Genomic DNA, 23,363 nt, shown 5'->3' with positions numbered 1-23,363 from the left:
CCGGGCGGCGGCAAATGTTCCATAACGTTTATGGAGCCTGGCGGCATGCCGCCGGGCGGCCTTGGCCGGCAAATGACGGGACTGAAGAACTGCCGTTTCGCTTGAAATTCCGGCCTTGCCGTATCGAGTTCAGGCGCAGTCGGCCGGCAGGGCGGCTTCGGAATTTTCTGGGCAAGACCTGCAATCGTCCGGATCCGGGACGGGATCGACAGATCACGTCGGTGACCATGGTGGACCGTGTTGCCGCCGTGTCTTGCCGAGCAAGTCGCCGGAAGAAAACGGCGGATGGCGGCTTATGACCGAGCTCTTTGAAGCGCCGGTCAGCCGGATCTGCCGGTCCCTGATCCGCTCGCCGGCTATTGCAATCGAACTTGAGACAAAAGATCGACATCGTCTAAAAGTCACTTTATTGCGCGCTATTACATAATACTATATCTTGGAACTTCGGTTCTCCTCGCCACCAGCGGCGGTGGGAGATCGTATGGAGGGAACGACATGCTCAAACGAGTCCTTGCCGAGGCGCTGGGGACGTTCTGGCTCGTCCTCGGCGGTTGCGGCACCGCGGTCCTGGCCGGATCGCATGTTGGGTTCGGCGGCGTCGCCGCGGCCTTCGGCCTCACCGTCCTGACCGGCGCCTTCGCCCTGGGCCGGATCTCCGGCGGCCATTTCAACCCGGCGGTCACGGTGGGGCTGTGGACCGCGGGCAAGACCAGCGCGTCCGACGTGGTGCCCTACATCATCGCCCAGGTGGTCGGCGCGATCGTCGCGGCCGCGGTCATCTACATCATCGCCTCCGGCATGCCGGGCTTCGACATCACCAAGGGCTTCGCCCTGAACGGCTATGACGCCGGATCGCCGGGCGGCTACAGCCTGACGGCCGCCCTGGTCTCCGAGGTCGTGCTGACCGCGGTCTTCCTGGTGGTCATCGTCGGCGTCGTCAGCAGCCCCGCCACGGCGCCCTTCGCGCCGATCGCGATCGGCCTGGCGCTGACGCTGATCCACCTGATCTCGATCCCGGTCACCAACACCTCGGTCAACCCGGCGCGCAGCACCGGCGTGGCGGTGATCGCCCAGGGCCTGGCGCTGGGGCAGCTCTGGCTGTTCTGGGTCGCGCCGATCGTCGGCGGCGTCATCGGCGGCCTGATCGGCCGCTTCCTGAGCGAGCCCGAAGCCGCGGTCAGCGCGGCGCCGACGATCCCGGGCGCCCCGGCCGAGTGATCCTGGGCTGGACTGAAGTCCTGGCGGTCCGGCCGCCGGGGCTTCAGTCCAGCGCCTTCTCCATGAACAGGCTCAGCGGGTCGGGCTGGTAGTCGCCGAACGGCCCGCAATCCTCATAGCCGAAGCGGCGGTACAGGCCGATCGCCTCCGGCTGGTGGATCCCGGTCTCCAGCCGGACGACCCGGATGCCCAGGCCGCGCGCCTCGCCCTCGATCCGGGCCAGCAGGTCGCGGCCGACCTTCAGCCCGCGCGTCGCCGGGTCGACGAACATCCGCTTCAGCTCGGCCTCGCCATCGGCCCCGACCACCAGGGCGCCGCAGCCGACCACCCGGCCGTCGCGCCGGGCCACGAAGAACCGCACCTCCGGCCGCTCCAGCGCGGCGATGTCGAGCATGTGGTTGCTCTCGGCCGGATACAGGCCGGCCATCAGCGCGTCGGACTGGCGGATCAGGTCGAGCACCGCGTCCTGGCGCGGCGGCTCCGGGGCGATCAGGGTGGCGGTCACGGGCAGGAACCTCGGTCGTTTTCACCCCGACTATAGCCGGGCGCGGCGGCGGGCGAAGGGCTTTCCTCTTGCCCGGCACGGGTATCCATGTTCTGGTATTGTTCATGGCCGACTCCGCTCCGCTCACGATCCCGAACGCCGACGCCCGGCGCCTGTTCCTCGACCTGCACGCCCTGTCGGACCCGCCGCTGGGCCGGCTGACGGTGGAGGGCTGCCAGGCCCTGGTGGACCGCATCGGCTTCGTCCAGGTCGACAGCATCAACACGGTTGAGCGGGCGCATCACATGATCCTGTTCGGCCGCCGCCACGGCTACGCCCAGACCCAGCTGCCGCGGCTGGTGGAGAAGACCCGCGGCCTGTTCGAGGGCTGGACCCACGACGCCTCGCTGATCCCGACCCGGTTCTTCCCGTACTGGTCGCGGCGCTTCGCCGACGTCCAGGCACGCGCCGCCACCAGCCGCTGGTGGACCGAGGCCGGGCCGGACTTCCCCAAGGTGCTGCAGCAGGTGCGCGACCGTGTGGCGTCGGAAGGCCCGCTCCTGACCCGCAGCTTCGAGGAGGAGCGCCAGCGCCCCTCCGGCGGCTGGTGGGACTGGACGCCGTCGAAGATGGCGCTGGAGTTCCTGTGGCGCACCGGGGTGCTGGCGGTGGCGCGGCGCGAGGGCTTCCAGAAGGTCTACGACCTGACCGAGCGGGTGATCCCGGAGCCGCATCGCGGCCCGGCGCCGGACCCGGAGGCGGTGGTCGACTGGGCCTGCCGCTCGGCGCTGGAGCGGCTGGGCGCCGCCCGGCCCGGCGAGATCGCCGGCTTCTGGGACCTGATCACCATCCGCGAGGCGGAGCAGTGGTGCGACCATGCGGCCCGGCGCGGCGATCTGCGCGTCGTCCATGTCCAGGGCGCGGACGGCAAGACCACCGCGGCCTTCGCCTTCGCCGATATCGAGGACCGGCTGGAAGCGGCCGCCCCGGCGCCGGAGGTGCTGCGGGTGCTGTCGCCCTTCGACCCGGTGATCCGCAACCGCCAGCGGCTGGAGCGGCTGTTCGGCTTCGACTACCGCTTCGAGGCCTTCGTGCCGGAGGCGAAGCGGCGCTGGGGCTACTACGTCTTCCCGATCCTGGAGGGCGACCGCTTCGTCGGCCGCATCGACATGCGGGCCCGGCGCGACAGCGGCGACCTCGCCGTCGCCGGGCTGTGGTGGGAGCCGAAGGTGCGGTCCAGCAAGGCGCGGCAGGCCCGGCTGGAGAAGCAGCTCGACCGCATCCGCCGCTTCGCCGGGGTCGAGCGGGTGACGTGGCCGGAGGGCAAATCGACGCTGTCATCGCCGGGTCATCAAACGGTCGCAAAGCTCGGGGCATAAGGGCGCCGCGCGCGGGCCGGCGTTGCGATGCCGGGTCGAGCGCCCATATAAGGCCGCGCGGGCGCACCCCGCCGGACCGATCGTGCGGAAGCGGATAGAGAAGGACTGGGTATGCCGGGGGATCTGATCGTCGCCCATGCGCGGATCGTGACCGCGGAGGCCGTGCTGACCGGCAGCCTCGCCGTCGCCGGCGGGCGGATCGCCGATCTCGACCGGGACGAGTCCCTCCCGCCCGGCGCCGTCGATTTCGAGGGCGACTACCTGCTGCCCGGCCTGGTCGAGCTGCACACCGACCATCTCGAGCGCCACTACACGCCGCGGCCCGGCGTGCGCTGGCCGGCGGTGACGGCGGTGATGGCGCATGACGCCCAGGTCGCCGCAGCCGGCATCACCACGGTGTTCGACGCGCTGGCCCTGGTCGGCGGCCGCAACGGCGAGGACCGGCTGGAGACGCTGCGGCCGATGGTCGACGGCATCCGCCAGGCCCAGGCCGGCAGCATGCTGCGGGCCGAGCATTTCCTGCATCTGCGCTGCGAGGTGACCGAGGCGAACGTGCTCCAGCTGTTCGAGCCGTTCCGCGACGACCCGCTGGTGCAGTTCATGTCGGTGATGGACCACGCCCCCGGCCACCGCCAGTTCGCCGACCTGGCCAAGTACCGCGAGATCTACAAGGGCATGCTCGGCATGACCGACGAGCAGATCGACGCCCAGACGGCGGAGCGGATCGCCGCGTCCCGCACCCATGGCGTGACCAACCGCGACGCGCTGGCTGCGATCGGCCGCGGCCGCGGCCTGCCGATCGCCAGCCATGACGACGAGACCGTCGCCCATGTCGAGGAGGCGGCGGCGCTGGGCATGGTGGTGTCGGAGTTCCCGACCACCCTGACCGCCGCCCGCGCCGCGCGCGAGCACGGGCTGCAGATCCTGATGGGGGCGCCCAACCTGGTCCGCGGCGGCTCCCATTCCGGCAACGTCTCGGCCGGGGAGCTGGCGCGCGAGGGGCTGGTCGACATCCTGTCCTCCGACTACGTGCCGGTCAGCCTGCTGCACGGCGCCTTCACCCTGGCCGACGGCGAGCATGGCATCGGCCTGCCGCAGGCGCTGGCGACGGTGACGATCAACCCGGCCCGCGCCGCCGGCCTGGAGGATCGCGGCCGGATCGAACCCGGGCTGCGGGCCGATCTGCTGCGCGTCCGGCTGGTCGACGGCGTGCCGGTGATCCGCGCTGTGTGGCGCGAAGGCGAAAGAGTCGCATGATCCCGGAATAACGGGCCCGGCCGGCGGATCGGGTTATAAGGGCTGAGTCGCCCGCTCGCAGTCCGGAGGCCAGCATGCGCCCGTTCCCGGTTCTCACGGCCCTGATGCTGGCTCTCGGCCTCGCCGGCGCCGCCCGGGCCGCCGATCCGGTGGCGCCCGACCCGGCCTCGGCCGACCCGGTGGCGCGCGGCGCCTACATCTTCGCCGCCGGCGGCTGCGCCACCTGCCACACCCAGCCGGGCCCCGACGCCAAGCCGCTGGCCGGTGGGCGGGCGCTGAAGACCGCCTTCGGCACCTTCCACACCCCGAACATCACCCCGGACCCCGAGACCGGGATCGGCCAGTGGAGCGAGGAGGATTTCCGCCGGGCGCTGCGCGAGGGCGTGTCGCCGGCGGGCGACGACCTTTACCCGGCCTTCCCCTACACCTCCTACACCGGCATCACCGACCGCGACCTGGCCGACCTCTGGGCCTATCTGCGCAGCGTCCCGCCGGTGCAGCAGCCGAACACGCCGCATGACCTGTCCTGGCCCTATTCCTGGCGCTCGCTGCTGCCGGGCTGGCGCCTGCTGAACTTCAGCGAGGGGCCGTTCCTGGTCGCGGCCGGCCAGTCCCCCGCATGGTATCGCGGCGCCTATCTCGTCCGCGTGCTGGGCCATTGCGGCGAATGCCACACGCCGCGCGACATGCTGGGCGGGCTGAACTGGTACAGCGCCTTCGCCGGCAACCCCCAGGCGCCGGATGGCGGCGGCAAGATCCCGAACATCACCCCGGACCCCGACCACGGCATCGGCGGCTGGAGCGACCGGGACATCACCTATTACCTGGAGACCGGCGCGACGCCCGACGGCGACTTCGCCGGCGGCGCCATGGCCGAGGTGATCCGGGACAACACCGCCAAGCTGGTGCCGGCCGACCGCGACGCCATCGCCACCTATCTGAAGAGCCTGGCGCCGCTGGCCGGGCCGTAACCGCCGCATCACGGGCGATGGCCGGAAGCCGCGGAATCACCTATAGTGCCGCGGCATTCGTAATTTTAGGAACATTTACATTGTATTGACCGGCGCCGGTGGTTTCGAACGGTGCCTCACGCTTTCAACCGCGACATGCCGCCTGGGCATCGGGCACGACCGACGCCGTTCCCGCCCGCCCGGCCGGTGCGCCGGCCTGCATTCATCGGAGGCTTTTCATCGTGACCAGCTACACCGGCACCGTCGACCCCGACACCATCTACGGCCTCGGCGACACCGTGGTGGTGCCGCCTGGCGCCAATGGCGTGCAGCTCGACCTGTCGGGCGACGACACGCTGAGCGGGGTGGGCGGGGACGACTTCGTCCTGGCCGGTGCGGGCAACGATGTCGTCGATGGCGGCGACGGCGCCGACCAGCTCGACGGCGGCGCCGGGGACGACCTGCTGCGCGGCGGCCTGGGGCCGGATGCGCTGACCGGCGGTGACGGCATCGACACCGCCGACTACAGCACCAGCGTCAAGCCGGTAACCGTGGATCTGTTCGCCGGCACCGGCGTCGACGGGGATGCCGAAGGCGACACCCTGACCGGAATCGAGAACGTCACCGGCAGTGCCGGCGACGACACCATCGACGGCGGCACCGACGACAACGTCCTGTCCGGCCTGGCCGGGAACGACCTGCTGGTCGGGTATGAGGGCGCGGACACGCTGATCGGCGGCGACGGCAACGACATGCTCGCCGGGGACGCGGAGCCGGGTGCCGGCGGCTGCGGCTGCGGCGACGGCGCCGACCATCTGCAGGGCGGCGCGGGCGACGACATCCTCTATGGCGGCGGCGCCGCCGATTTGCTGGAGGGCGGCGACGGCAACGACCTGATCGGCATCATGGATGCGTCCGAGGTCGTGGCCGGCGAGGTCATGGACGGCGGCGACGGCTACGACGTCATCGCCTTCACGCCGCTGCCGGGCGCCGACACGCTGCTGGTGCTGCAGGGCGACATGCTGGTCGGGATCGAGGAGATCGACCTCGGCTTCCCGGGCGGGCCGATTGGCCTGCCGGCGCATCTGATGCTGATCGGGGTGCAGTCGAACCTGCTGATCGTCGGCAGCGACGACCGCAACGTGGTCACCGCCGGCGACGCCAACGACACCGTCCGCGGCCTGGGCGGCGACGATGTGCTGCTCGGGGGCCTGGGCAACGATTCGCTCGATGGCGGCGCGGGCGCGGACCAGCTCGATGGCGGCGCCGGGGATGATGTGCTGATCGGTGGGGCAGGGGCGGACCGCCTGACCGGCGGCGACGGGATCGACAGCGTCCTCTATGCCTCGACCGGGGCGGTGACGATCGACCTGCTCGCGCACACCGCCACCGGCGGCGACGCCACGGGCGACATCCTGACCGGGATCGAGACCATCTACGCCACCAGCCTGGCCGACACGCTGGGCGGCGATGGCAGCGGCAACCTCCTGGCCGGCCGGGCCGGCGACGACGTCCTGGCCGGGCGCGGCGGCGACGACGCCCTCTATGGCGAGGGCGGCAATGACAGCCTCGACGGCGGCGACGGCGCCGATCGCCTGGTCGGCGGCGACGGCCTCGACACCATCCATGGCGGCACGGGCAATGACTCGGTCGATGCCGGCACCGGCGACGATTTCGTCTATGGCGAGGCCGGCCACGACACCCTCTATGGCGGGGCCGGCGACGACACCATCGATGGCGGCGACGGCAACGACACGATCGATGGCGGCGCCGGGGCCGACACCATCATCGGCGGCGCCGGCATCGACACGGTCAGCTATGCCGGCTCGGGCGCGCCGGTGGCGGTCGACCTGGGGACCGAATCCTTCGCGGGCGGCGATGCCACGAGCGATTCCCTGACCGGCATCGAGCAGGTGCTCGGCTCGGCCTATTCCGATGCGCTGACCGGCGACGCCAATGCCAACACCCTCTGGGGCATGGCCGGCGACGACCTGCTCACCGGCGGCGGCGGCGGCGATGTGCTGAAGGGCGGGGCCGGCAACGACATCTTCGCCTACGCCGCGCTGTCCGACAGTGCCGTGTCGGGCAGCGGCAAGGACACCATCGCGGATTTCTCGACCGGCGACAGGATCGACCTGTCGGCCATCCGCATCGACTTCACCCTCGGCACCGGCGCCTTCACCGGCCATGCGGGCGAGATCCGCATCGTCACCGCCGGGGCGGTCCAGGTGGTCTATGCCGACAGCAACGGCGACAAGGCGCCGGACTTCGCCATCAACGTGGTCTCCGACCACGTCCTGACCGCGGCGGACTTCATCCTCTGAAAAAAGGGGGGGCCATCACCCCCCTGCGGTCCGCCGCCGACTTCGTCTAGTGTAGGACCGCCGCCCCAAGGCGGCGGCCCCTTCAAGGGCGAAAGAAGCAGGGACGGCGATGGTGATCGAGCTGCAGAGCAATGGGGCGGCGCCGGAGGCGACGCTGGCCAACTGGCGCCAGGCGCCCTACAGCCGCTGGGGCTTCCAGAATGTCCGGCGGCTGGTGCCGGCGGCGGAGATCCCGCGCGGCGAGTTCGCCGCCTGCTTCAGGTCCGGGCCGGGTCTGGATCTGGACCGGATCGCGGTGCCGGGGCAGGGCGTCTCGGTCGCCGGGCTGCTGGCGGGCAGCGACACCGACGGCTTCCTGGTGCTGCATCGCGGCGCGATGGTGGCCGAGCACTACGGCCATGGGCAGGGGCCGAAGACCCAGCACATCGTCTTCTCGATCAGCAAGTCGATCACCGGCCTGGTCGCCGGCATCCTGGCCGGGCGCGGCCAGCTCGACCCGGAGGCACCGGTCACCGCCTATGTGCCGGAGGCGGCGGGGTCGGCCTATGACGGCGCCACCGTCCGCCACGTGCTGGACATGACGGTCGGCATCCGCTTCGTCGAGGACTATGTCGACCCGGCCGGCGACGTCGCCCGCTACCGCGTCGCCATGGGCTGGAACCCGCCCAGCGCGGTGGCGCGGGACAACGACCTGCACGGCTTCATCGCCCGCCTGCCGGCCGATGGCAGCCGGCATGGCGAGACCTTCCACTACGTCTCGCCCAACTCCGACATGCTGGGCTGGATCTGCGAGCGCGCCTCGGGCATGCGCTTCGCGCCCCTGATGACCGAGCTGCTGTGGCGGCCGATGTGGGCGGAGGCGGATGCGTACATCACGCTCGACGGGCGGGGTGCTGCGCGCACCGCCGGCGGCATCGGCATGACCCTGCGCGACCTGGCCCGGATCGGCGAGCTGGTGCGGCGGGACGGCCGTGTCGGCGGCACCCAGGTGGTGCCCCAGGGCTGGATCGACGACATTCTCGACAACGGCGACCCCCAGGCCTGGGCCCGGGGCGACCTGGCCGACCTGGCGCCGCAGGGACGCTACCGCAGCCAGTGGTACGTGCCGGGACCGGGCCGCGACGTGGTCTGCGGCATCGGCATCCACGGCCAGTGGATCTATGTCGACCGCGCCGCCGAGCTGGTCATCGCCAAGATGTCGTCGCAGCCCGCGGCGGTGGACGACGCGCTCGACCACCGGCTGCTGGCCGGCTTCCGGGCGGTCGCGGGGGCGGTGGGGTAGGACAAGCCGGCAAACGGACCGTCATCGCGAGCGCAGCGAAGCGATCCAGGGTGGCTCGAACCGGCCCCTGGATTGCTTCGTCGGCTTCGCCTCCTCGCAATGACGATCCTCGTCGGCCCGCCGACGAGGATCGTCAGCTCTTCTTGACGCGATAGGTCTCGTGGCAGGCGCCGCAGGACTGGCCGACGGCCGGGAAGGCGGCCTTGACCTTGGCCGCGTCGCCGGACTGGGCGGCCGCGTCCAGCGCCACGATGGCGTCGTGGTTGGCCTTCACCTTGGTCTGGAAATCGGCCCAGTTGGCCCAGATCTCCGGCTTGGCGGCGCTCTTGCCGACGCCGACCGCCGTGCCTTCCGGGAACAGGGACAGCAGCTCGGCGCTCACCCCCGCCATCTTCGCCGTCGCCGCCTTGACGTCGTCGATCGAGCCCTGGTTGTCGCGCACGAAGCCGGTCAGGGTCTTGACGCTGGCGCCGTAGGTCTTCATCGCGTCCTCGCGCTGGGCCACCGTCTCCTCGGGCGTGGCCGCCCAGGCGATGGCGGCGCCGCAGCTGACGATGGCGGCGGTGATGACGGCGAACTTCAACGAACGCATGGTGCCTCCCCTGGGGTGGGTGCCGGTCCGGCGATTGACGGGCGCGAGTATGCTGGAGGAGTTGTGGCGATCTCCAGCCCGTTCGCGCTCCGCGGTTCCTTTCGCTGCGACGTGTCGCAGGGTTACGCGGGAAATCGTTACGCGCCCGGTTGACAGGATGCGGGGTGGCCACTATGGTCCGCGCCTCGAATTCCGGCCCGCGAGCTCCTGCTCCCGGCGGCGCCGGCGCTGCCGCATGGGATATGGATTATGAAAGTCGCGAACTCGCTGAAGACCCTGAAGAGCCGTCACCGCGCCTGCCGCGTCGTCCGCCGCAAGGGCCGTGTCTACGTCATCAACAAGGAGAATCCGCGCTTCAAGGCGCGCCAGGGCTGATCTCAGCCGCTCCTTGAGACGATCGAAGGCCGCGTCCCCGGACGCGGCCTTTTTCGTTGCCGGCGGGCTGCCCTGGCTTGCCGGATCGGCCCGGCCTTCCTATCGTCGCGGCGGAGGTTCCGCCGATGAAGATGCCAGCCCCCGATGCCGCCATCCTGGCGCGCCGCGAGGAGATCGCCGCGGCGCTGCGCGCCATCGTGCCGGGCGAGGGCGTGATCACGGCGGAGACCGAGCGCCGGGCCTACGAGTCGGACGGGCTGACCGCCTATCGCACCCTGCCGATGATCGTGGTGCTGCCCTCGACCACCGCCCAGGTCTCGGCGGTGCTGCGCACCTGCCACGAGATGGGGGTGAAGGTGGTGCCGCGCGGCGCCGGCACCTCGCTGTCCGGCGGCGCTTTGCCGCTGGAGGACGGCGTGCTGCTCGGCCTCGGCAAGTTCAACCGCGTGCTCGAGATCGACTTCGACAACCGTTGCGCCCGGGTGCAGCCGGGGGTCACCAATCTCGGCATCACCAACGCCGTCGCCCATGCCGGCTTCTATTACGCGCCCGACCCGTCCAGCCAGATCGCCTGCACCATCGGCGGCAACATCGCGGAGAATTCCGGCGGCGTGCACTGCCTGAAATACGGGCTGACCACCAACAACGTGCTGGGGCTGGAGGTGGTGCTGATCGACGGCACCGTGCTGCGCCTCGGCGGCAAGCATCTCGATTCGCCCGGATACGACCTGCTCGGCGTGCTCACCGGCTCGGAGGGGCTGCTGGCCGTGGTCACCGAGGTGACGGTGCGGCTGCTGCGCCGCCCGGCCACCCAGCGCGCGGTGCTGATGGGCTTCCCGTCGTCGGAGGCCGGCGGCGACTGCGTCGCCCGCATCATCGGCGCCGGCATCATTCCCGGCGGGCTGGAGATGATGGACAAGCCCGCCATCCATGCGGCCGAGGCCTTCGTCAAGGCCGGCTACCCGCTGGATGTCGAGGCGCTGCTGATCTGCGAGCTGGACGGCCCGGAGGCCGAGGTCGACCACCTGATCGAGCGGGTCGAAGCGATCGGCCGCGACTGCGGCGCCAGCGTCTGCGTGGTCAGCGCCAGCGAGGAGGAGCGGCTGCGCTTCTGGGCCGGGCGCAAGGCCGCCTTCCCGGCGGTGGGCCGGATCAGCCCCGACTATTACTGCATGGACGGCACCATCCCGCGGAAGCGCCTGCCCGAGGTGCTGGCCCGGATGCAGGAGATGTCGCGCCGTCATGGGCTGCGCGTCGCCAATGTCTTCCACGCCGGCGACGGCAACCTGCACCCGCTGATCCTGTACGATGCCAATGTGCCGGGCGAGCTGGAGAAGGCCGAGGAATTCGGGTCGGACATCCTGCGGCTGTGCGTCGAGGTCGGCGGGGTGCTGACCGGCGAGCATGGGGTCGGGGTCGAGAAGCGCGACCTGATGGAGGTGCAGTTCGGGCCGGAGGACCTGGCGCAGCAGCAGCGGCTGAAATGCGCCTTCGACCCTGACGGGCTGCTGAACCCCGGCAAGGTGTTCCCGACCCTGCACCGCTGCGCCGAGCTCGGCCGGGTGCACATCCACCACGGCGCCACCCGCTTCCCCGACCTGCCGCGCTTCTGATGGCGCTCGCTGCCGATGGGCCGGTGCCACCCCCTCACCCGGAACCGCCGACGCGGTTCCGACCTCTCCCCGGGGGAGAGGCGAAACTCCCCTCTCCTTGGGGAGAGGGAGGGGCCCGACGCCGCAGGCGGCGGGAGGGTGAGGGGGCTGCCGCCTGCAATTCCTGGTGCGATCGATGACCGAGACGCTGAAGCCCGAGACCGACGACCAGGTGCTCGAGATCGTCCGCTGGGCCCTGGCCGGCGCGGTGCCGCTGGAGCTGACGGGTCGCGGCAGCAAGCGCGGCTTCGGCCGGCCGGTGCAGGCGGCGCATGCGCTCGACCTCTCCGGCCTCGCCGGCATCGAGGTGTACGAGCCGGAGGAGCTGGTGCTGACCGCCCGGCCCGGCACGGGAATGGCGGAGATCGAGGCGGCGCTGGCCGCAAGCGGCCAGGCCCTGGCCTTCGAGCCGCCGGATCTCGGCCCGCTCTATGGCGGGCCGGCCGGCGCCGGCACGCTGGGCGGCGCGGTCGGCTGCAATCTCGCGGGCCCGCGCCGGCTGAAGGCCGGGGCCGCGCGCGACCATGTGCTGGGGATCGAGGCGGTGTCCGGCCGCGGCCAGGCCTTCAAATCGGGCGGCCGGGTGGTCAAGAACGTCACCGGCTACGACCTGCCGAAGCTGCTGACCGGGGCCTTCGGCACGCTGGCCGCCATGACCCGGATCACGGTCAAGGTGCTGCCGGCGCCGGAGACGGTGCGCACCCTCGCCGTCGCCGGGCTGGATGACGCCGCCGGCGTCGCGGTGCTGACCCGGGCGCTGACCAGCCCCTACGAGGTCTCGGGCGCCGCCCATCTGCCGGCCGGCATCCTCGGCGACACCGCGCGCAGCCTGGTGCGGATCGAGGGCTTCGGCCCCTCTGTCGACAGCCGGGTGGCGGCACTGTCGCAGCTGCTGGGCGATGCCGGGCCGCTGACGGTGCTGGATCCGGACGAATCGGTCGATCTCTGGCGCCGGATCCGCGACGTCGCGGCCTTCGTTGCGGATGATCGGGCCGTATGGCGGGTCTCCGTGGCGCCGACCGCGGGTCCCGGGGTCGCGGCCGCCGCCGGCGGGGCGCATTATTTCGACTGGGGCGGGGGGCTGGTCTGGATCGCCGTCCCGGCCGACGGCGACGCCGGGGCCGCCGCGATCCGGGCGGCGGTCGCGGCTGCGGGCGGCGGGCATGCGACGCTGGTCCGCGCCCCGGCCGGGCTGCGCGCAGCGCTGCCGGTGTTCGAGCCGCAACCGCCGGCGCTGGAGGCGCTGGGGCGCCGGGTGCGCGAGGCCTTCGACCCGAAGGGCATCCTGTCGCCGGGACGGATGATCGCCTGACGGGCCTGGGGCGTCCGAAAGGACCGGAAACCTCGCCGGGGGCTCATGGGTTATGATTGGACGGTCGACTCGCCGCGGAGGGAGAGCCCATGGGCATCATCGTCACCATCATCATCGGTTTCGTGATCGGCTTGGTTGCGAAGTTCCTGATGCCCGGGCGCGACCCGGGTGGCTTCATCATCACCATCTTGCTGGGCATCGCCGGCTCTTTCGTTGGCACTTGGCTCGGCCAGCAATTTGGGATCGCCGAGCCAGAGGGCTTTCTGAAATTCGTGCTGGGGGTGATCGGCGCGGTCATCCTGCTGATCATCTACCGCGTCATCGCCGGCCGCAGCAGCAGCGCCGGCTGAAGCAGCCGGCCGCCCGCCCTCGGGCCGGCCGTCCTGCCGCACCGATCCCGGCGGATGCGCGCGCAGCATCCGCCGGGTTCCCATTCCTCCGCGCCGCAGGCTAGTGTCGGCGCAACGACGGGAGGGTGCGGGTGCAGACTCATTTCTCGCTGGCGCAGCTGGCCGATCCGGACAATGCGGTGTCGGAGCAGATCCTGCGCAGCTGCGTGCATTGCGGCTTCTGCCTCGCCACCTGCCCGACCTACACGGTGCTGGGCGACGAGCTCGACAGCCCGCGCGGCCGCATCTACCAGATCAAGTCGATGCTGGAGGGCGGCGGCCCGGCGCCGGCCAGCGTCGCCAGGCATCTCGACCGCTGCCTGTCCTGCCTGTCCTGCATGACCACCTGCCCATCGGGCGTGCACTACATGCACCTGGTCGACCACGGCCGCGCGGTGGTGGAGAAGACCTATCGCCGGCCGCTGCAGGATCGGGCGATCCGGGCGCTGCTGGCGGCGGTGCTGCCTCGGCCGCGGCTGTTCCGCCTGGCGCTGATCGGGGCGATGGCGGCACGGCCGGTGGCGGGGCTGCTGCCGAAGCGGCTGCGCGCCATGCTGGCGCTGGCGCCGCGCCGGCTGCCGCCGCCCAGCCCGGTCGACCGGCCGCAGGTCTTCGCCGCCGAGGGAGTGCGGAAGCGTCGGGTGGCGCTCTTGTCCGGCTGCGCCCAGACGGTGCTGGACCCGGGCATCAACGAATCCACGATCCGCCTGCTGACCCGCCACGGGGTCGAGGTGGTGGTGGCGCCAGGCGCCGGCTGCTGCGGGTCGCTGACCCACCATATGGGACGGGAGGAGGCGGCGCTGGCCTCGGCCCGGGCCAATATCGAAGCCTGGGGCCGGGTGGTGGAGGAGGGCGGCCTCGACGCCATCGTCGTCAACACCTCCGGCTGTGGCACCACGGTCAAGGATTACGGCCACATGTTCCGCGCCGACCCGGCCTGGGCCGGGCGTGCCGCCAGGGTCTCGGCCCTGGCCAAGGACGTCACCGAGCTGATGGACGAGGTCGGGCTGCAGCCGCCGGCGCGGCCGACGGGGCAGGCCGTGGCCTACCACTCCGCCTGCTCGATGCAGCACGGCCAGCGCATCGCGGCGCCGCCGCGCCGCCTGCTGGCCGCCGCGGGGTTCGAGCTGCGCGAGGTGCCGGACGGGCATCTCTGCTGCGGCTCGGCCGGCACCTACAACCTGCTGCAGCCGGAGATCGCGGACGAGTTGCGGGCGCGCAAGGTGCGGGCGGTGGAAAGCACCGGGGCGGCGATGGTCGCCGCCGGCAACATCGGCTGCATCACCCAGATCGGCCTGGGCACCGCCCTGCCGGTGGTGCACACGGTCGAGCTCTTGGACTGGGCCACCGGCGGTCCCAGACCGGCTGCCTTGGACGCGGCGTGAGGCCGGACGCCTAGTAAAGGCCGCCCGTTCCCGTCAGCGCATCCTGCGTGGTCTCGCCGAAGGTGTCGGCGACCGGCGGCGGGCCGGGCTCGGTGCCGGGGCGGAACGCCTCCATGATCACGTCCGACCCGCCCGCCTCGGCGGCATAGCCGTTGCGGCGGTCGACATAGGCGAAGCTGACGCCCGGCGGCACCGCGAAGGCGCCCGGATCGCTGCCGGCCAGCGCGTCCTTGATGAAGTCGCTGAAGATCGGCACCGCGATCGAGCCGCCGGTGGCGCCGGCGCCCAGGCTGCGCGGCTTATCGTAGCCGACATAGATGCCGACCGCGAGCTTCGGCGAGAAACCGACGAACCAGGCGTCGTTCGAATCGTTGGTGGTGCCGGTCTTGCCTGCCAGCGGCAGACCCAGCCCGGCGAGGCGGGCGGCGGTGCCGCGCTGGGTGACGCCCTGCAGGATCGAGATCATCTGGTAGTTGGCGATCGGGTCGTCCAGCTCCTGCCCGCGCGGCCGCTGCGGCGCCGCCTGGCCGGTCCAGGCCGGGGCGGCGCAGGGGATGCAGTCGGCCCGGTCCGGGCCGGTCACGCCCGGCTGCCGCAGGCTGCGGCCGTCGCGGTCCTGCACCCGCTCGATCAGATAGGGGCTGATCTGGTAGCCGCCATTGGCGATGGTGGCGTAGCCGGTGGTCAGCTTCAGCGGCGTGGTCTCGCCGGCGCCCAGGCCCATCGCCGGGTACAGCGGCATGTTCTGGTAGATACCGAAGGCCTCCGCCGTCTGCTTCACCGGCTGCAGCCCCATCTCGACCAGCAGGCGGATGGTCATGACGTTGCGCGACCGCTCGACGCCGGAACGCAGCGTGGCCAGGCCGATGAAGCCGCCGCCGTAGTTGCGCGGCCGGTAGCGGCCGGCGCCCTGGCCCTGGTCGACCGAGATCGGCGTGTCGTAGATCAGGCTGGACGGGGTGTAGCCATGCTCCAGCGCCGACAGGTAGACGAAGGGCTTGAAGGCCGAGCCCGGCTGGCGCTGCGCCTGGGTGGCGCGATTGAACTCGCTGAGCGAGAAGTCGAAGCCGCCCGACATGGCCAGCACCTTGCCGGTGAAGGGCTCGATCGCGACCAGCGCGCCCGACACCTCCGGCACCTGGCGCAGCGAATAGGCGGCCAGCTGCGGCGCCGAGGCCTTGGCCGTCGCCGGCTGCACCCAGATCACGTCGCCCTTGGCCAGCACGTCGTCGGCGCCGCCGACCTGGCGGCCCATGCGGCCGTTCTCGACCCGGCGGGCCCAGGTCATGTCGCTGCGGTCGATGCGGCCCTGGCTGCCGTCCTCCAGCCCGATCACCGCGGCCTGGCGGTCGACCTCCAGCACCACGGCCAGGTCCCAGCCGTCGATGTCGGCCGGGCGGTCGATGCCGGTCAGGAAGCGCTGCCACACCGGACGCTCATCCTTCGGCGGGGCGGTCGGCGCCACCGCGGGCTTCGGCTCCTGCTGCTCCGGCACGTGCACGCCCATGGCCGACAGCGCGCCGAGCAGCCGGCCCTGCTGCGCCGGGGGCGGGGAGGCCTGCTGGGCCGGCGCCTGGGCGGCCTCGGCCTGCGCCACGGCCTGGGCCGAGGCCGGCAGGTCCAGCATCGCCGAGATGTTGGTGATCGGCCCGCGCCAGCCGCGGTTGCGGTCGAACCGCTCCAGCCCGGCGCGCAGCGCCCGGTCGGCGAAGACCTGCAGCCGCGGATCCAGCGTGGTGCGCACCGCCAGCCCGCCGCGATAGAGCTGGTCGTTGCCGAAGGAGCGGCGCAGCGACCGGCGCACCTCCTCGGCGAAATAGGGGGCGTGCACGGTCTCCAGCGGCGCTTGCGCGCGCACCGCCAGCGGCTCGGCCTTGGCGGCGGCCGCCTGTTCGGCGGTGATGGCGCCGTCCTGGGCCATGCGGTCCAGCACGTAGTCGCGGCGGGCGCGGGCGGCGTCCGGCCGGGTGACCGGGTTGTAGTTGTTCGGCGCCTTTGGCAACGCCGCCAGATACGCCGCCTCGGACAGCGACAGCTCGACCGGCGGCTTGCCGAAATAGCGGGCCGAGGCCGCGCCGACGCCATAGGCGCCGCGGCCGAGATAGATCTCGTTGAGGTACATCTCCAGGATCTGGTCCTTGGAGAAATTGTGCTCGATCTCGAAGGCGAGGATCAGCTCACGGATCTTGCGGAGGGCGCTGACCTCGTTGGTCAGCAGTAGGTTCTTGGCCACCTGCTGGGTGATGGTCGAGCCGCCCTCGAGCCGCCGGCCGCTGCGCAGGTTCTTGACATTGGCGACCACGGCGCGGGCCAGGCCGGCGGGATCGACGCCGTGATGGTGCCGGAAATTCTGGTCCTCGGCCGAGATGAAGGCCTGCACCAGATAGGGCGGCAGGCTCGACAGCGGCACCACCACCCGGTTCTCGACGTAATACTCGCGCAGCAGCGACCCGTCGGCGGCGTAGATCCGGGTAGTCTCGGGCGGCTGATAGGCGGCGAGCTGGCTGGCATCGGGCAGGTGCAGCTCCGGTCCGGCGGCGGTGGCCAGGAGCTTCAGCAGGACGGCGGCGACGGAAAAGCTGGCGGACATGCGGGCGGTTCACTGGTCCCAGGGCGTCTCTTACTAAACGTTCGGCCGGCGAATCGGAAACGCCTTCTGCTCGATGAAGCCATGCGGAGGCTGTGGAAAGTGAGATAGGGCGATATCACCTGCGCTGCCATGCCGCTTCATCCGCGGCCCCGCGCATGGGATGATATCGGCATGAAACCGATCGTTCTCCTGATGTCGATCGGCCTGCTGGGCTGGTGGTACGTCGTGGTGCCGCTGCAGGTGATCGTCGCGGCCGTCGCCCTGGCGCACGGCCGTCGGCGGCTGGCCGTGTTCAGCCTGGCGGCGCTGGCCATGGCCGTCGTCACGGTCCGGGCCGCGCGGGCCGCCGTCGACTGGCATCCGGAAGGATTCGGCCAGGTCGGGGTGGTGCTGCCCAGCGGCCACTCGGCACTGGTCGTGGTGGCGGTGACGACGCTGGCGGCGCTGGTCTGGCCACGTTGGACGCGGGCCCGCGTCACGGTCGCGGCGGCGTTGATCCTGGCCGTCGGCGCGGTCATGACGGTTGGCGGCCACACCGTCGGCGACGTCGTGGTGGGCCTGGCGCTGGGCGGCATCTCCGTTCTTGTCGCCGGGACCGTCGCGCGCTTCCGCTGGCCGCGCCGCGCATCGGCGGTTTGAAGCCTCAGTAGTTCGGCCACAGCCCCGGGGTCGCCAGCTCGATGACATGGCCATCGGGGTCGGAGAAGTAGAGGCTGGCGCCGCCGCGCGACCAGCCCATCTCTCCCGTCAGGGCCACGCCGGCCTCGGCCAGGCGCTGGCGCCAGGCGTCGAGGCTGCCGGCCGGCACGGCGAAGGCCATGTGCAGCCGCCCCGTGCCCTCATGCCCCGGGATGGTGCCGGGGGCATCGACCACGTCCTCGGAGGTGGCGCCGGCCAGGAACAGCAGCAGCACGCCCTGGCGGCCGGCATCCAGCGCCACCAGCCGCGGGCTGCGCAGCATCACGGGCAGGCCCAGCACCTGCTCGTAGAAGGCGGCGGACCGGTCCAGATCGGCGACATAGAGCGCGGTCTCGAGCAGGCCGTCGATGCGCGGCGCGGCGGTCATGGGAGGTGACCCTCTTTTGAGGCCGTCCGGAAATGCGCTGGTGTGAGTCGGCTGGCGGTGGTTTCGAGAACCGGAGCGCAGCGCACATTGGGTGCGTGAGCACCGGAAGCGGAGAAACCGCCGTCAGACGGCCGCACCAGTAGCATTTCCGGACGGCCTCACTTGTCGGTGAGGCGGATCACCACATCCACCCGGGCGATGCGGGTGCCGGCCGGGGCGTCCGGCAGGGCCGAGACCACCACGGCGTCGCCATGGACGTCGCGCAGCTCGCCGGTCGATTCGTGGTAGAAATGATGGTGGTCGTGGATGTTGGTGTCGAAGTAGGACCGCCCGGCCTCGACCACCACCTCGCGCAGCAGGCCGGCCTCGGTGAACTGGTGCAGGGTGTTGTAGACGGTCGCCAGCGCCATGGCCTGGCCGGCCGCCAGCGCCGCGCCGTGCAGCGCTTCGGCGGTGACGTGGCGGTCGCAGCCGTCGAACAGCAGCTGCGCCAGCGCCACGCGCTGGCGGGTCGGCCGCAGCCCGGCCTCGATCAGCCGGTCGACGGGGGCGTTGGTAGGGGCGTCCGTCATTCTGATCCTGCAATGATCCATCCGCACAATAATCTGTGCGTGCCGATGGAACAACACCCCCGCGGTAGCGGTGGTTCGCCTCACATCATCTGGTAATTCGGGCCGCCGCCGCCCTCCGGCACGGTCCAGACGATGTTCTGCTTCGGATCCTTGATGTCGCAGGTCTTGCAGTGCACGCAGTTCTGCGCGTTGATCACGAAGCGCGGGTCGCTGCCGTCCTCGTTGCGCACCACCTCGTACACCCCGGCCGGGCAGTAGCGCTGCGCCGGCTCGTCGAACACCTTCAGGGTATAGGCGATCGGGATCGACGGGTCCTTCAGCTTCAGATGCGACGGCTGGTTCTCCTCATGGTTGGTGTTCGACAGGAACACCGAGGAGAGGCGGTCGAAGGTGATCACCCCGTCCGGCTTCGGATAGTCGATCTTCTTCGACTGCGCGGCCGGGCGCAGCGTCTCGTTGTCGGCATGCTTGTGGCGCAGGGTCCAGGGCAGCTTGCCGCGGGTCCACAGCTCCAGGCCGGAATAGAGCGTGCCCAGGAGGGTGCCCCAGCGGAAGGCCGGGCGGCAGTTGCGCACCACCGTCAGCTCCTGCCACAGCCAGCTCGCCTTCAGCCGATCCGGATAGGCGGTGACCTCGTCATGGCCCTCGCGGCCCTCGGCCAGGGCGTCGAACACCGCCTCGGCGCAGACCATGCCGCTCTTCATCGCGGTGTGGTTGCCCTTGATCCGCGGCACGTTGACGAAGCCGGCGGAGCAGCCGATCAGGCAGCCGCCCGGGAAGGTCAGCTTCGGGATCGACTGCAGCCCGCCCTCGTTGATGGCGCGGCCGCCATAGGCCAGGCGCTTGCCGCCCTCCAGCGTCGGCCGGATCAGCGGGTGGGTCTTGAAGCGCTGGAACTCCTCGAACGGCGACAGATACGGGTTCTTGTAGTCCAGCGCGACGACATAGCCGATCGAGACCAGGTTCTCGCCGAAATGGTAGATCCAGCTGCCGCCATAGGTCTCGTTGTCCAGCGGCCAGCCGAAGCCGTGCTGCACCAGGCCGCGCCGGTGGTTCTCCGGCTTCACCTCCCACACTTCCTTCACGCCCAGGCCGAAGGTCTGCGGGTCGCAGTGGGCGCGCAGGGTGAAGCGCTCCATCAGCATCTTGGCCAGGGAGCCGCGCACGCCCTCGCCGATCAGCGTGTATTTGGCGTGCAGCTCCATGCCCGGCGTGTGGTTGCCGGTCGGCTGCCCGTCCTTGCCGATGCCCATGTCGCCGGTGGCCACGCCCTTGACCGACCCGTCCTCGTGGTACAGCACCTCGGCCGCGGCGAAGCCGGGATAGATCTCCACCCCCAGCGCCTCGGCCTGCTGCGCCATCCAGCGCGTCACCAGCCCCATGCTGACGATGTAGTTGCCGTGGTTGTGCAGCTCCTTCGGCAGCCCGAAATTGGGGAAGCGGAAGCTGCTGACGCCGGTGTAGTAGTGGAACTCGTCCTGCGTCACCGGGGTGTCCAGCGGCGCGCCCTTGTCCTTCCAGTCGGGGATCAGCTCGTTCAGCGCGCGCGGGTCCAAGACCGCACCCGACAGGATGTGGGCGCCGACCTCGGACCCCTTCTCCAGCACGCAGACACTGACCTCGCGCCCCGTCTCCGCCGCCTTCTGCTTCAGCCGGATCGCCGCCGCGAGGCCCGCCGGCCCCGCGCCCACGATCACGACGTCGTATTCCATCGATTCGCGTTCCATCGCGCGTCCCTGTCGTTCGGTTGGCGGCATGCTACAGAAATGCATCCCCGGAATCGAATGGCCGATCATGTCGCGCCGGCTTTGGCTCCGGTTGCGACGCCCAGGCCCCGGTGACGCTGCGGCAGGCCGGCCAGGGTTGACAGGCCGGCCGGCCCGGCGGCTTCTAGCGCATGGACAGGATCAGCGAATCAGCCGTGCAGCCCGCCGAGATCATCGCCCTGCTGAGATGGTACCAGGACGCCGGCGTCGACGAGTCGATCGGCGACGATCCGGGCGCGCTCGGCCGGCCGCGCACGGCCGGGCCGGCGCCGATGGCGATGGCTCCCGTCCAGGCGGCACCGCCGCAACCAGTCCAGTCCACTCCCGCTGCTGCCCCTGTCCGCGCGGTCGCCGCCACGGTGCTGCCGGGCAGCGACGCCGCCACCGGCGACGCCCGCCGCATCGCCGCCGGCTGCAATACGCTGGAGGAGCTGGCGGCCGCGCTGGCCGCCTTCGATGGCTGCGGGCTGAAGGCCACCGCCACCCAGATGGTGTTCGCCGACGGCAATCCCGAGGCCGACATCATGATCGTCGGCGAGGCGCCGGGGGCGGAGGAGGACCGGCTGGGCAAGCCCTTCGTCGGCCAGTCCGGCAAGCTCCTGGACCGCATGCTGGCGGCGATCGGCCTCGACCGGACCACGGTCTACATCTCCAACATCGTCAACTGGCGCCCGCCCGGCAACCGCCAGCCGAACGCGTCGGAGATCGCGATCTCGCTGCCCTTCATCGAGCGGCACATCGCCCTGATGCAGCCGAAGATCCTGCTCTGCGCCGGCGGCACCTCGGCCGCGGCGCTGCTGGCGACGCGCGAGGGCATCACCCGCATCCATGGCCGCTGGTACGACCGCTCCTTCCCGGACCTGCCGGCGCCGGTGCCGACCATGCCGATCTACCACCCGGCCTTCATCCTGCGGCAGCCGGGCATGAAACGCGACGTCTGGCGCGACCTCTTGGTGCTGAAGCGCCGGATGCAGGAGCTGGGCTGCGGCTTCGCGTCCGTGACCTGACCGTCGTTTCACTTTTCCCGGCGCATTCCGTCGGCTAGCTTGGCCGCTTCGTTCGACCACCGCTTGGGGGGACGCATGCCGGGCCGGATCGACGACTCACGCCCGTTCATCGCCGTCAACATCGCGCTGCTGACCGTGTCCGACACGCGGACGGCGGCCGACGACAAGTCCGGCGACACGCTGGCCGAGCGCATCGCCGCGGCCGGCCATGCCGTGCGCGACCGGCGCATCGTCAAGGACGACCAGGCCGCGATCGAGGCGCAGCTGCGGGCGTGGATCGCCGACCCCGAGATCGACACGGTGATCGCCACCGGCGGCACCGGCGTCACCGGCCGCGATGTGACGCCCGAGGCATTCCACGCGGTCTATGAGAAGCACATCCCCGGCTTCGGCGAGCTGTTCCGCTGGCTGTCCTACGACAAGATCGGCACCTCGACGATCCAGAGCCGGGCGACCGCGGGCGTCGCCGGCGGCACCTATCTGTTCGCGCTGCCGGGCTCGCCCTCCGCCTGCCGCGACGCCTGGGACCTGATCCTGAAGGACCAGCTCGACAACCGGTTCCGGCCCTGCAACTTCGTCGAGCTGATGCCGCGCCTCCTCGAGAGATGACCGCCATGAACGTCCTTCTCCGCGCCGGCCGGCTGGCCGCCCTCGCCTGCCTGCTCGCCGTGGCCGCCTGTGCCGCGCCGGGCGGCGGCTCCCGCTCCACCACCGCGCCGGGCGCCAATGTGGCCCAGCTGCCGCCGCTTCCGACCAGCGGCTGCGGCATCCCCGCCGCGGAGGGCACCCAGACACTGAAGTTCCAGGGCGCGTCCTGGCGCTACATCGTCGACCTGCCGAGCGGCTACGACAAATCCCGGCCCACCCGGCTGATCCTGGCCTTCCACGGCCGCACCGGCACAGCCGAAAAGGTGAAGACCTATTTCGACCTCGAGGGCTCCACGGCACGCCCGGCGATCGTGGTCTATCCGCAGGCGCAGGGCGGCTGGGGCGGCAGGGCCGATCGCGACATGGCCTATGTCGACACCCTGCTGGCCCGGCTGAAGGCGACGCTGTGCGTCGACCAGAACCAGATCTTCGCCGCCGGCCATTCGATGGGCGGCAGCTTCGTCAACGACCTGTCCTGCGGCCGCGCCGGGGTGTTCCGCGCCACCGCCGTGGTGGCCGGCGGCATCGGCAGCGTCCGGCCCTGCCAGGGCGAGGTGGCGGCGATCCTGCTGCACAACCCGAAGGACAACATGGTGCCCTACAGCCAGGGCATCACCGAGCGCGACAAGCGCATCGCCCAGAACCGGCTGGCCGCCACGCCGGTCGAGGCCGACGCCGCCTTCCGCTGCAAGCGCTGGGGCAAGACCGGCATCGCCGACCCGGTGGTGTTCTGCGACCTGCCGTCGACCTTCAACCGCAAGCGCCCCTATTCCCATGGCTGGCCGGACGGCACCGGCCCGACCATCATCGGCTTCTTCGACCGCGTCACCGACCAGCGGATTCAGTTGACAGAGCGGCCGCCCGCCCCTTAGGTGGGGGCATGGTGATCCGGCTAAGCACGCTTCGACTTATCTGATCGGCGCCCCGCCCGTACAGGGTGGGGGGCGTCGACACCGAAGCTGTTGCGACCTCTTCTCCGGATCCTCTCCATGACTCCCGACCGATCGTACCGACAGGTTTCTTCCCGCACGCATCGGGACCTGCTGCGACTTATCACCGGCCGCTGAGCGGCGCATCGCGCGCCCGGCGGCCCCTTGGCGCATCCATGTCATGCG

Annotated in this window: 21 protein-coding genes; 15 read left to right on the top strand and 6 right to left on the bottom strand. The window is 71.1% G+C overall.

What is annotated here, in order from left to right; all coding sequences use genetic code 11:
- The first annotated feature begins 495 nt into the window (after positions 1–495).
- On the top strand, positions 496–1,218 hold the full coding sequence (aqpZ, locus tag BWR60_RS10630) for an aquaporin Z (RefSeq protein WP_088150987.1): 723 nt from the start codon (positions 496–498) through the stop codon (positions 1,216–1,218).
- A 43-nt stretch (positions 1,219–1,261) separates the two neighbouring features.
- Here the strand turns inward: aqpZ and BWR60_RS10625 are convergent, their stop codons facing one another.
- Positions 1,262–1,723, bottom strand: a complete 462-nt coding sequence (locus tag BWR60_RS10625) for a GNAT family N-acetyltransferase (protein ID WP_088150986.1) — start codon at positions 1,721–1,723, stop codon at positions 1,262–1,264.
- Between the two features lie 104 nt (positions 1,724–1,827).
- Between BWR60_RS10625 and BWR60_RS10620 the strand changes: the two genes are divergently transcribed.
- From BWR60_RS10620 to BWR60_RS10600, 5 genes are all read left to right on the top strand, one after another.
- Complete coding sequence (locus tag BWR60_RS10620) at positions 1,828–3,081, top strand: winged helix-turn-helix domain-containing protein (protein ID WP_088151019.1); 1,254 nt, start codon at positions 1,828–1,830, stop codon at positions 3,079–3,081.
- Positions 3,082–3,192: 111 nt separating this feature from the next.
- The gene (locus BWR60_RS10615; RefSeq protein ID WP_088150985.1) at positions 3,193–4,338 is read left to right on the top strand and encodes an alpha-D-ribose 1-methylphosphonate 5-triphosphate diphosphatase; all 1,146 of its coding nucleotides are present in this window, start codon (positions 3,193–3,195) and stop codon (positions 4,336–4,338) included.
- 74 nt (positions 4,339–4,412) lie between these two features.
- A complete protein-coding gene (locus tag BWR60_RS10610) occupies positions 4,413–5,309 on the top strand; it encodes a cytochrome c (RefSeq protein WP_088150984.1) in 897 nt (298 codons plus the stop codon).
- A gap of 221 nt (positions 5,310–5,530) precedes the next feature.
- Positions 5,531–7,612, top strand: coding sequence for a calcium-binding protein (locus BWR60_RS10605; protein ID WP_088150983.1), 2,082 nt, complete (start codon positions 5,531–5,533; stop codon positions 7,610–7,612).
- A 109-nt stretch (positions 7,613–7,721) separates the two neighbouring features.
- Complete coding sequence (locus BWR60_RS10600) at positions 7,722–8,894, top strand: serine hydrolase domain-containing protein (RefSeq protein ID WP_088150982.1); 1,173 nt, start codon at positions 7,722–7,724, stop codon at positions 8,892–8,894.
- 133 nt (positions 8,895–9,027) lie between these two features.
- On the opposite strand, the gene BWR60_RS10595 is transcribed toward BWR60_RS10600, so the two are convergent.
- Positions 9,028–9,486: a c-type cytochrome gene (locus BWR60_RS10595; RefSeq protein ID WP_088150981.1), complete on the bottom strand. Its 459-nt coding sequence runs from the start codon at positions 9,484–9,486 to the stop codon at positions 9,028–9,030.
- Between the two features lie 249 nt (positions 9,487–9,735).
- Here BWR60_RS10595 and ykgO point away from each other — a divergent pair, with 249 nt between their 5' ends.
- The 5 genes from ykgO (at position 9,736) to glcF (ending at position 14,599) form a co-directional block, all read left to right on the top strand.
- Positions 9,736–9,861 (top strand): type B 50S ribosomal protein L36, encoded by a 126-nt coding sequence (ykgO, locus tag BWR60_RS10590; protein ID WP_026868615.1) that lies wholly within the window; start codon positions 9,736–9,738, stop codon positions 9,859–9,861.
- Positions 9,862–9,986: 125 nt separating this feature from the next.
- Positions 9,987–11,474 (top strand): FAD-linked oxidase C-terminal domain-containing protein, encoded by a 1,488-nt coding sequence (locus tag BWR60_RS10585; protein ID WP_088150980.1) that lies wholly within the window; start codon positions 9,987–9,989, stop codon positions 11,472–11,474.
- 175 nt (positions 11,475–11,649) lie between these two features.
- Positions 11,650–12,825, top strand: a complete 1,176-nt coding sequence (gene glcE, locus BWR60_RS10580) for a glycolate oxidase subunit GlcE (RefSeq protein ID WP_088150979.1) — start codon at positions 11,650–11,652, stop codon at positions 12,823–12,825.
- Positions 12,826–12,914: 89 nt separating this feature from the next.
- Entirely contained in the window at positions 12,915–13,175 is a 261-nt protein-coding gene (locus BWR60_RS10575) for a GlsB/YeaQ/YmgE family stress response membrane protein (RefSeq protein ID WP_088150978.1), read from the top strand.
- Between the two features lie 131 nt (positions 13,176–13,306).
- A complete protein-coding gene (glcF, locus tag BWR60_RS10570) occupies positions 13,307–14,599 on the top strand; it encodes a glycolate oxidase subunit GlcF (protein WP_088150977.1) in 1,293 nt (430 codons plus the stop codon).
- Positions 14,600–14,609: 10 nt separating this feature from the next.
- Here glcF and BWR60_RS10565 read toward each other — a convergent pair whose 3' ends face one another.
- Positions 14,610–17,189, bottom strand: coding sequence for a penicillin-binding protein 1A (locus BWR60_RS10565; protein WP_088150976.1), 2,580 nt, complete (start codon positions 17,187–17,189; stop codon positions 14,610–14,612).
- A 171-nt stretch (positions 17,190–17,360) separates the two neighbouring features.
- Here BWR60_RS10565 and BWR60_RS10560 point away from each other — a divergent pair, with 171 nt between their 5' ends.
- The gene (locus BWR60_RS10560; RefSeq protein ID WP_179221713.1) at positions 17,361–17,828 is read left to right on the top strand and encodes a phosphatase PAP2 family protein; all 468 of its coding nucleotides are present in this window, start codon (positions 17,361–17,363) and stop codon (positions 17,826–17,828) included.
- 4 nt (positions 17,829–17,832) lie between these two features.
- Here BWR60_RS10560 and BWR60_RS10555 read toward each other — a convergent pair whose 3' ends face one another.
- The 3 genes from BWR60_RS10555 to BWR60_RS10545 all read right to left on the bottom strand — a co-directional run bounded on the left by BWR60_RS10555 (position 17,833) and on the right by BWR60_RS10545 (position 20,554).
- The gene (locus BWR60_RS10555) at positions 17,833–18,255 is read right to left on the bottom strand and encodes a VOC family protein (RefSeq protein WP_088150974.1); all 423 of its coding nucleotides are present in this window, start codon (positions 18,253–18,255) and stop codon (positions 17,833–17,835) included.
- A gap of 158 nt (positions 18,256–18,413) precedes the next feature.
- Positions 18,414–18,827 carry an iron response transcriptional regulator IrrA gene (gene irrA, locus BWR60_RS10550; RefSeq protein WP_088150973.1) on the bottom strand — a complete coding sequence of 138 codons (414 nt, stop codon included), beginning with the start codon at positions 18,825–18,827 and terminating at the stop codon, positions 18,414–18,416.
- Positions 18,828–18,907: 80 nt separating this feature from the next.
- Entirely contained in the window at positions 18,908–20,554 is a 1,647-nt protein-coding gene (locus tag BWR60_RS10545; protein ID WP_088150972.1) for an electron transfer flavoprotein-ubiquinone oxidoreductase, read from the bottom strand.
- A 170-nt stretch (positions 20,555–20,724) separates the two neighbouring features.
- On the opposite strand from BWR60_RS10545, the gene BWR60_RS10540 reads away from it, so the two are divergent.
- The 3 genes from BWR60_RS10540 to BWR60_RS10530 all read left to right on the top strand — a co-directional run bounded on the left by BWR60_RS10540 (position 20,725) and on the right by BWR60_RS10530 (position 23,120).
- Positions 20,725–21,600, top strand: coding sequence for a uracil-DNA glycosylase (locus tag BWR60_RS10540; protein WP_088150971.1), 876 nt, complete (start codon positions 20,725–20,727; stop codon positions 21,598–21,600).
- 75 nt (positions 21,601–21,675) lie between these two features.
- A complete protein-coding gene (gene moaB / locus BWR60_RS10535) occupies positions 21,676–22,209 on the top strand; it encodes a molybdenum cofactor biosynthesis protein B (RefSeq protein WP_088150970.1) in 534 nt (177 codons plus the stop codon).
- A gap of 5 nt (positions 22,210–22,214) precedes the next feature.
- Positions 22,215–23,120 (top strand): alpha/beta hydrolase family esterase, encoded by a 906-nt coding sequence (locus BWR60_RS10530; protein ID WP_144445580.1) that lies wholly within the window; start codon positions 22,215–22,217, stop codon positions 23,118–23,120.
- Positions 23,121–23,363 lie beyond the last annotated feature (243 nt).

The sequence above is a fragment of the Inquilinus limosus genome, assembly GCF_002195995.1.
Lineage (GTDB): Bacteria > Pseudomonadota > Alphaproteobacteria > DSM-16000 > Inquilinaceae > Inquilinus > Inquilinus limosus_C.
This window is presented reverse-complemented; position numbering and strand designations above follow the sequence as displayed.

Bases quoted from the DNA above. Each gene is read 5' to 3' on its own strand.
- BWR60_RS10615 (WP_088150985.1), top strand. From the start codon at position 3,193: ATGCCGGGGGATCTGATCGTCGCCCATGCGCGGATCGTGACCGCGGAG.
- BWR60_RS10585 (WP_088150980.1), top strand. From the start codon at position 9,987: ATGAAGATGCCAGCCCCCGATGCCGCCATCCTGGCGCGCCGCGAGGAG.
- aqpZ (WP_088150987.1), top strand. From the start codon at position 496: ATGCTCAAACGAGTCCTTGCCGAGGCGCTGGGGACGTTCTGGCTCGTC.
- BWR60_RS10565 (WP_088150976.1), bottom strand. From the start codon at position 17,189: ATGTCCGCCAGCTTTTCCGTCGCCGCCGTCCTGCTGAAGCTCCTGGCC.
- irrA (WP_088150973.1), bottom strand. From the start codon at position 18,827: ATGACGGACGCCCCTACCAACGCCCCCGTCGACCGGCTGATCGAGGCC.
- BWR60_RS10540 (WP_088150971.1), top strand. From the start codon at position 20,725: ATGGACAGGATCAGCGAATCAGCCGTGCAGCCCGCCGAGATCATCGCC.
- BWR60_RS10610 (WP_088150984.1), top strand. From the start codon at position 4,413: ATGCGCCCGTTCCCGGTTCTCACGGCCCTGATGCTGGCTCTCGGCCTC.
- ykgO (WP_026868615.1), top strand. From the start codon at position 9,736: ATGAAAGTCGCGAACTCGCTGAAGACCCTGAAGAGCCGTCACCGCGCC.
- BWR60_RS10530 (WP_144445580.1), top strand. From the start codon at position 22,215: ATGAACGTCCTTCTCCGCGCCGGCCGGCTGGCCGCCCTCGCCTGCCTG.
- BWR60_RS10575 (WP_088150978.1), top strand. From the start codon at position 12,915: ATGGGCATCATCGTCACCATCATCATCGGTTTCGTGATCGGCTTGGTT.
- BWR60_RS10595 (WP_088150981.1), bottom strand. From the start codon at position 9,486: ATGCGTTCGTTGAAGTTCGCCGTCATCACCGCCGCCATCGTCAGCTGC.
- BWR60_RS10600 (WP_088150982.1), top strand. From the start codon at position 7,722: ATGGTGATCGAGCTGCAGAGCAATGGGGCGGCGCCGGAGGCGACGCTG.
- BWR60_RS10560 (WP_179221713.1), top strand. From the start codon at position 17,361: ATGAAACCGATCGTTCTCCTGATGTCGATCGGCCTGCTGGGCTGGTGG.
- moaB (WP_088150970.1), top strand. From the start codon at position 21,676: ATGCCGGGCCGGATCGACGACTCACGCCCGTTCATCGCCGTCAACATC.
- BWR60_RS10620 (WP_088151019.1), top strand. From the start codon at position 1,828: ATGGCCGACTCCGCTCCGCTCACGATCCCGAACGCCGACGCCCGGCGC.
- glcE (WP_088150979.1), top strand. From the start codon at position 11,650: ATGACCGAGACGCTGAAGCCCGAGACCGACGACCAGGTGCTCGAGATC.
- BWR60_RS10545 (WP_088150972.1), bottom strand. From the start codon at position 20,554: ATGGAACGCGAATCGATGGAATACGACGTCGTGATCGTGGGCGCGGGG.
- BWR60_RS10555 (WP_088150974.1), bottom strand. From the start codon at position 18,255: ATGACCGCCGCGCCGCGCATCGACGGCCTGCTCGAGACCGCGCTCTAT.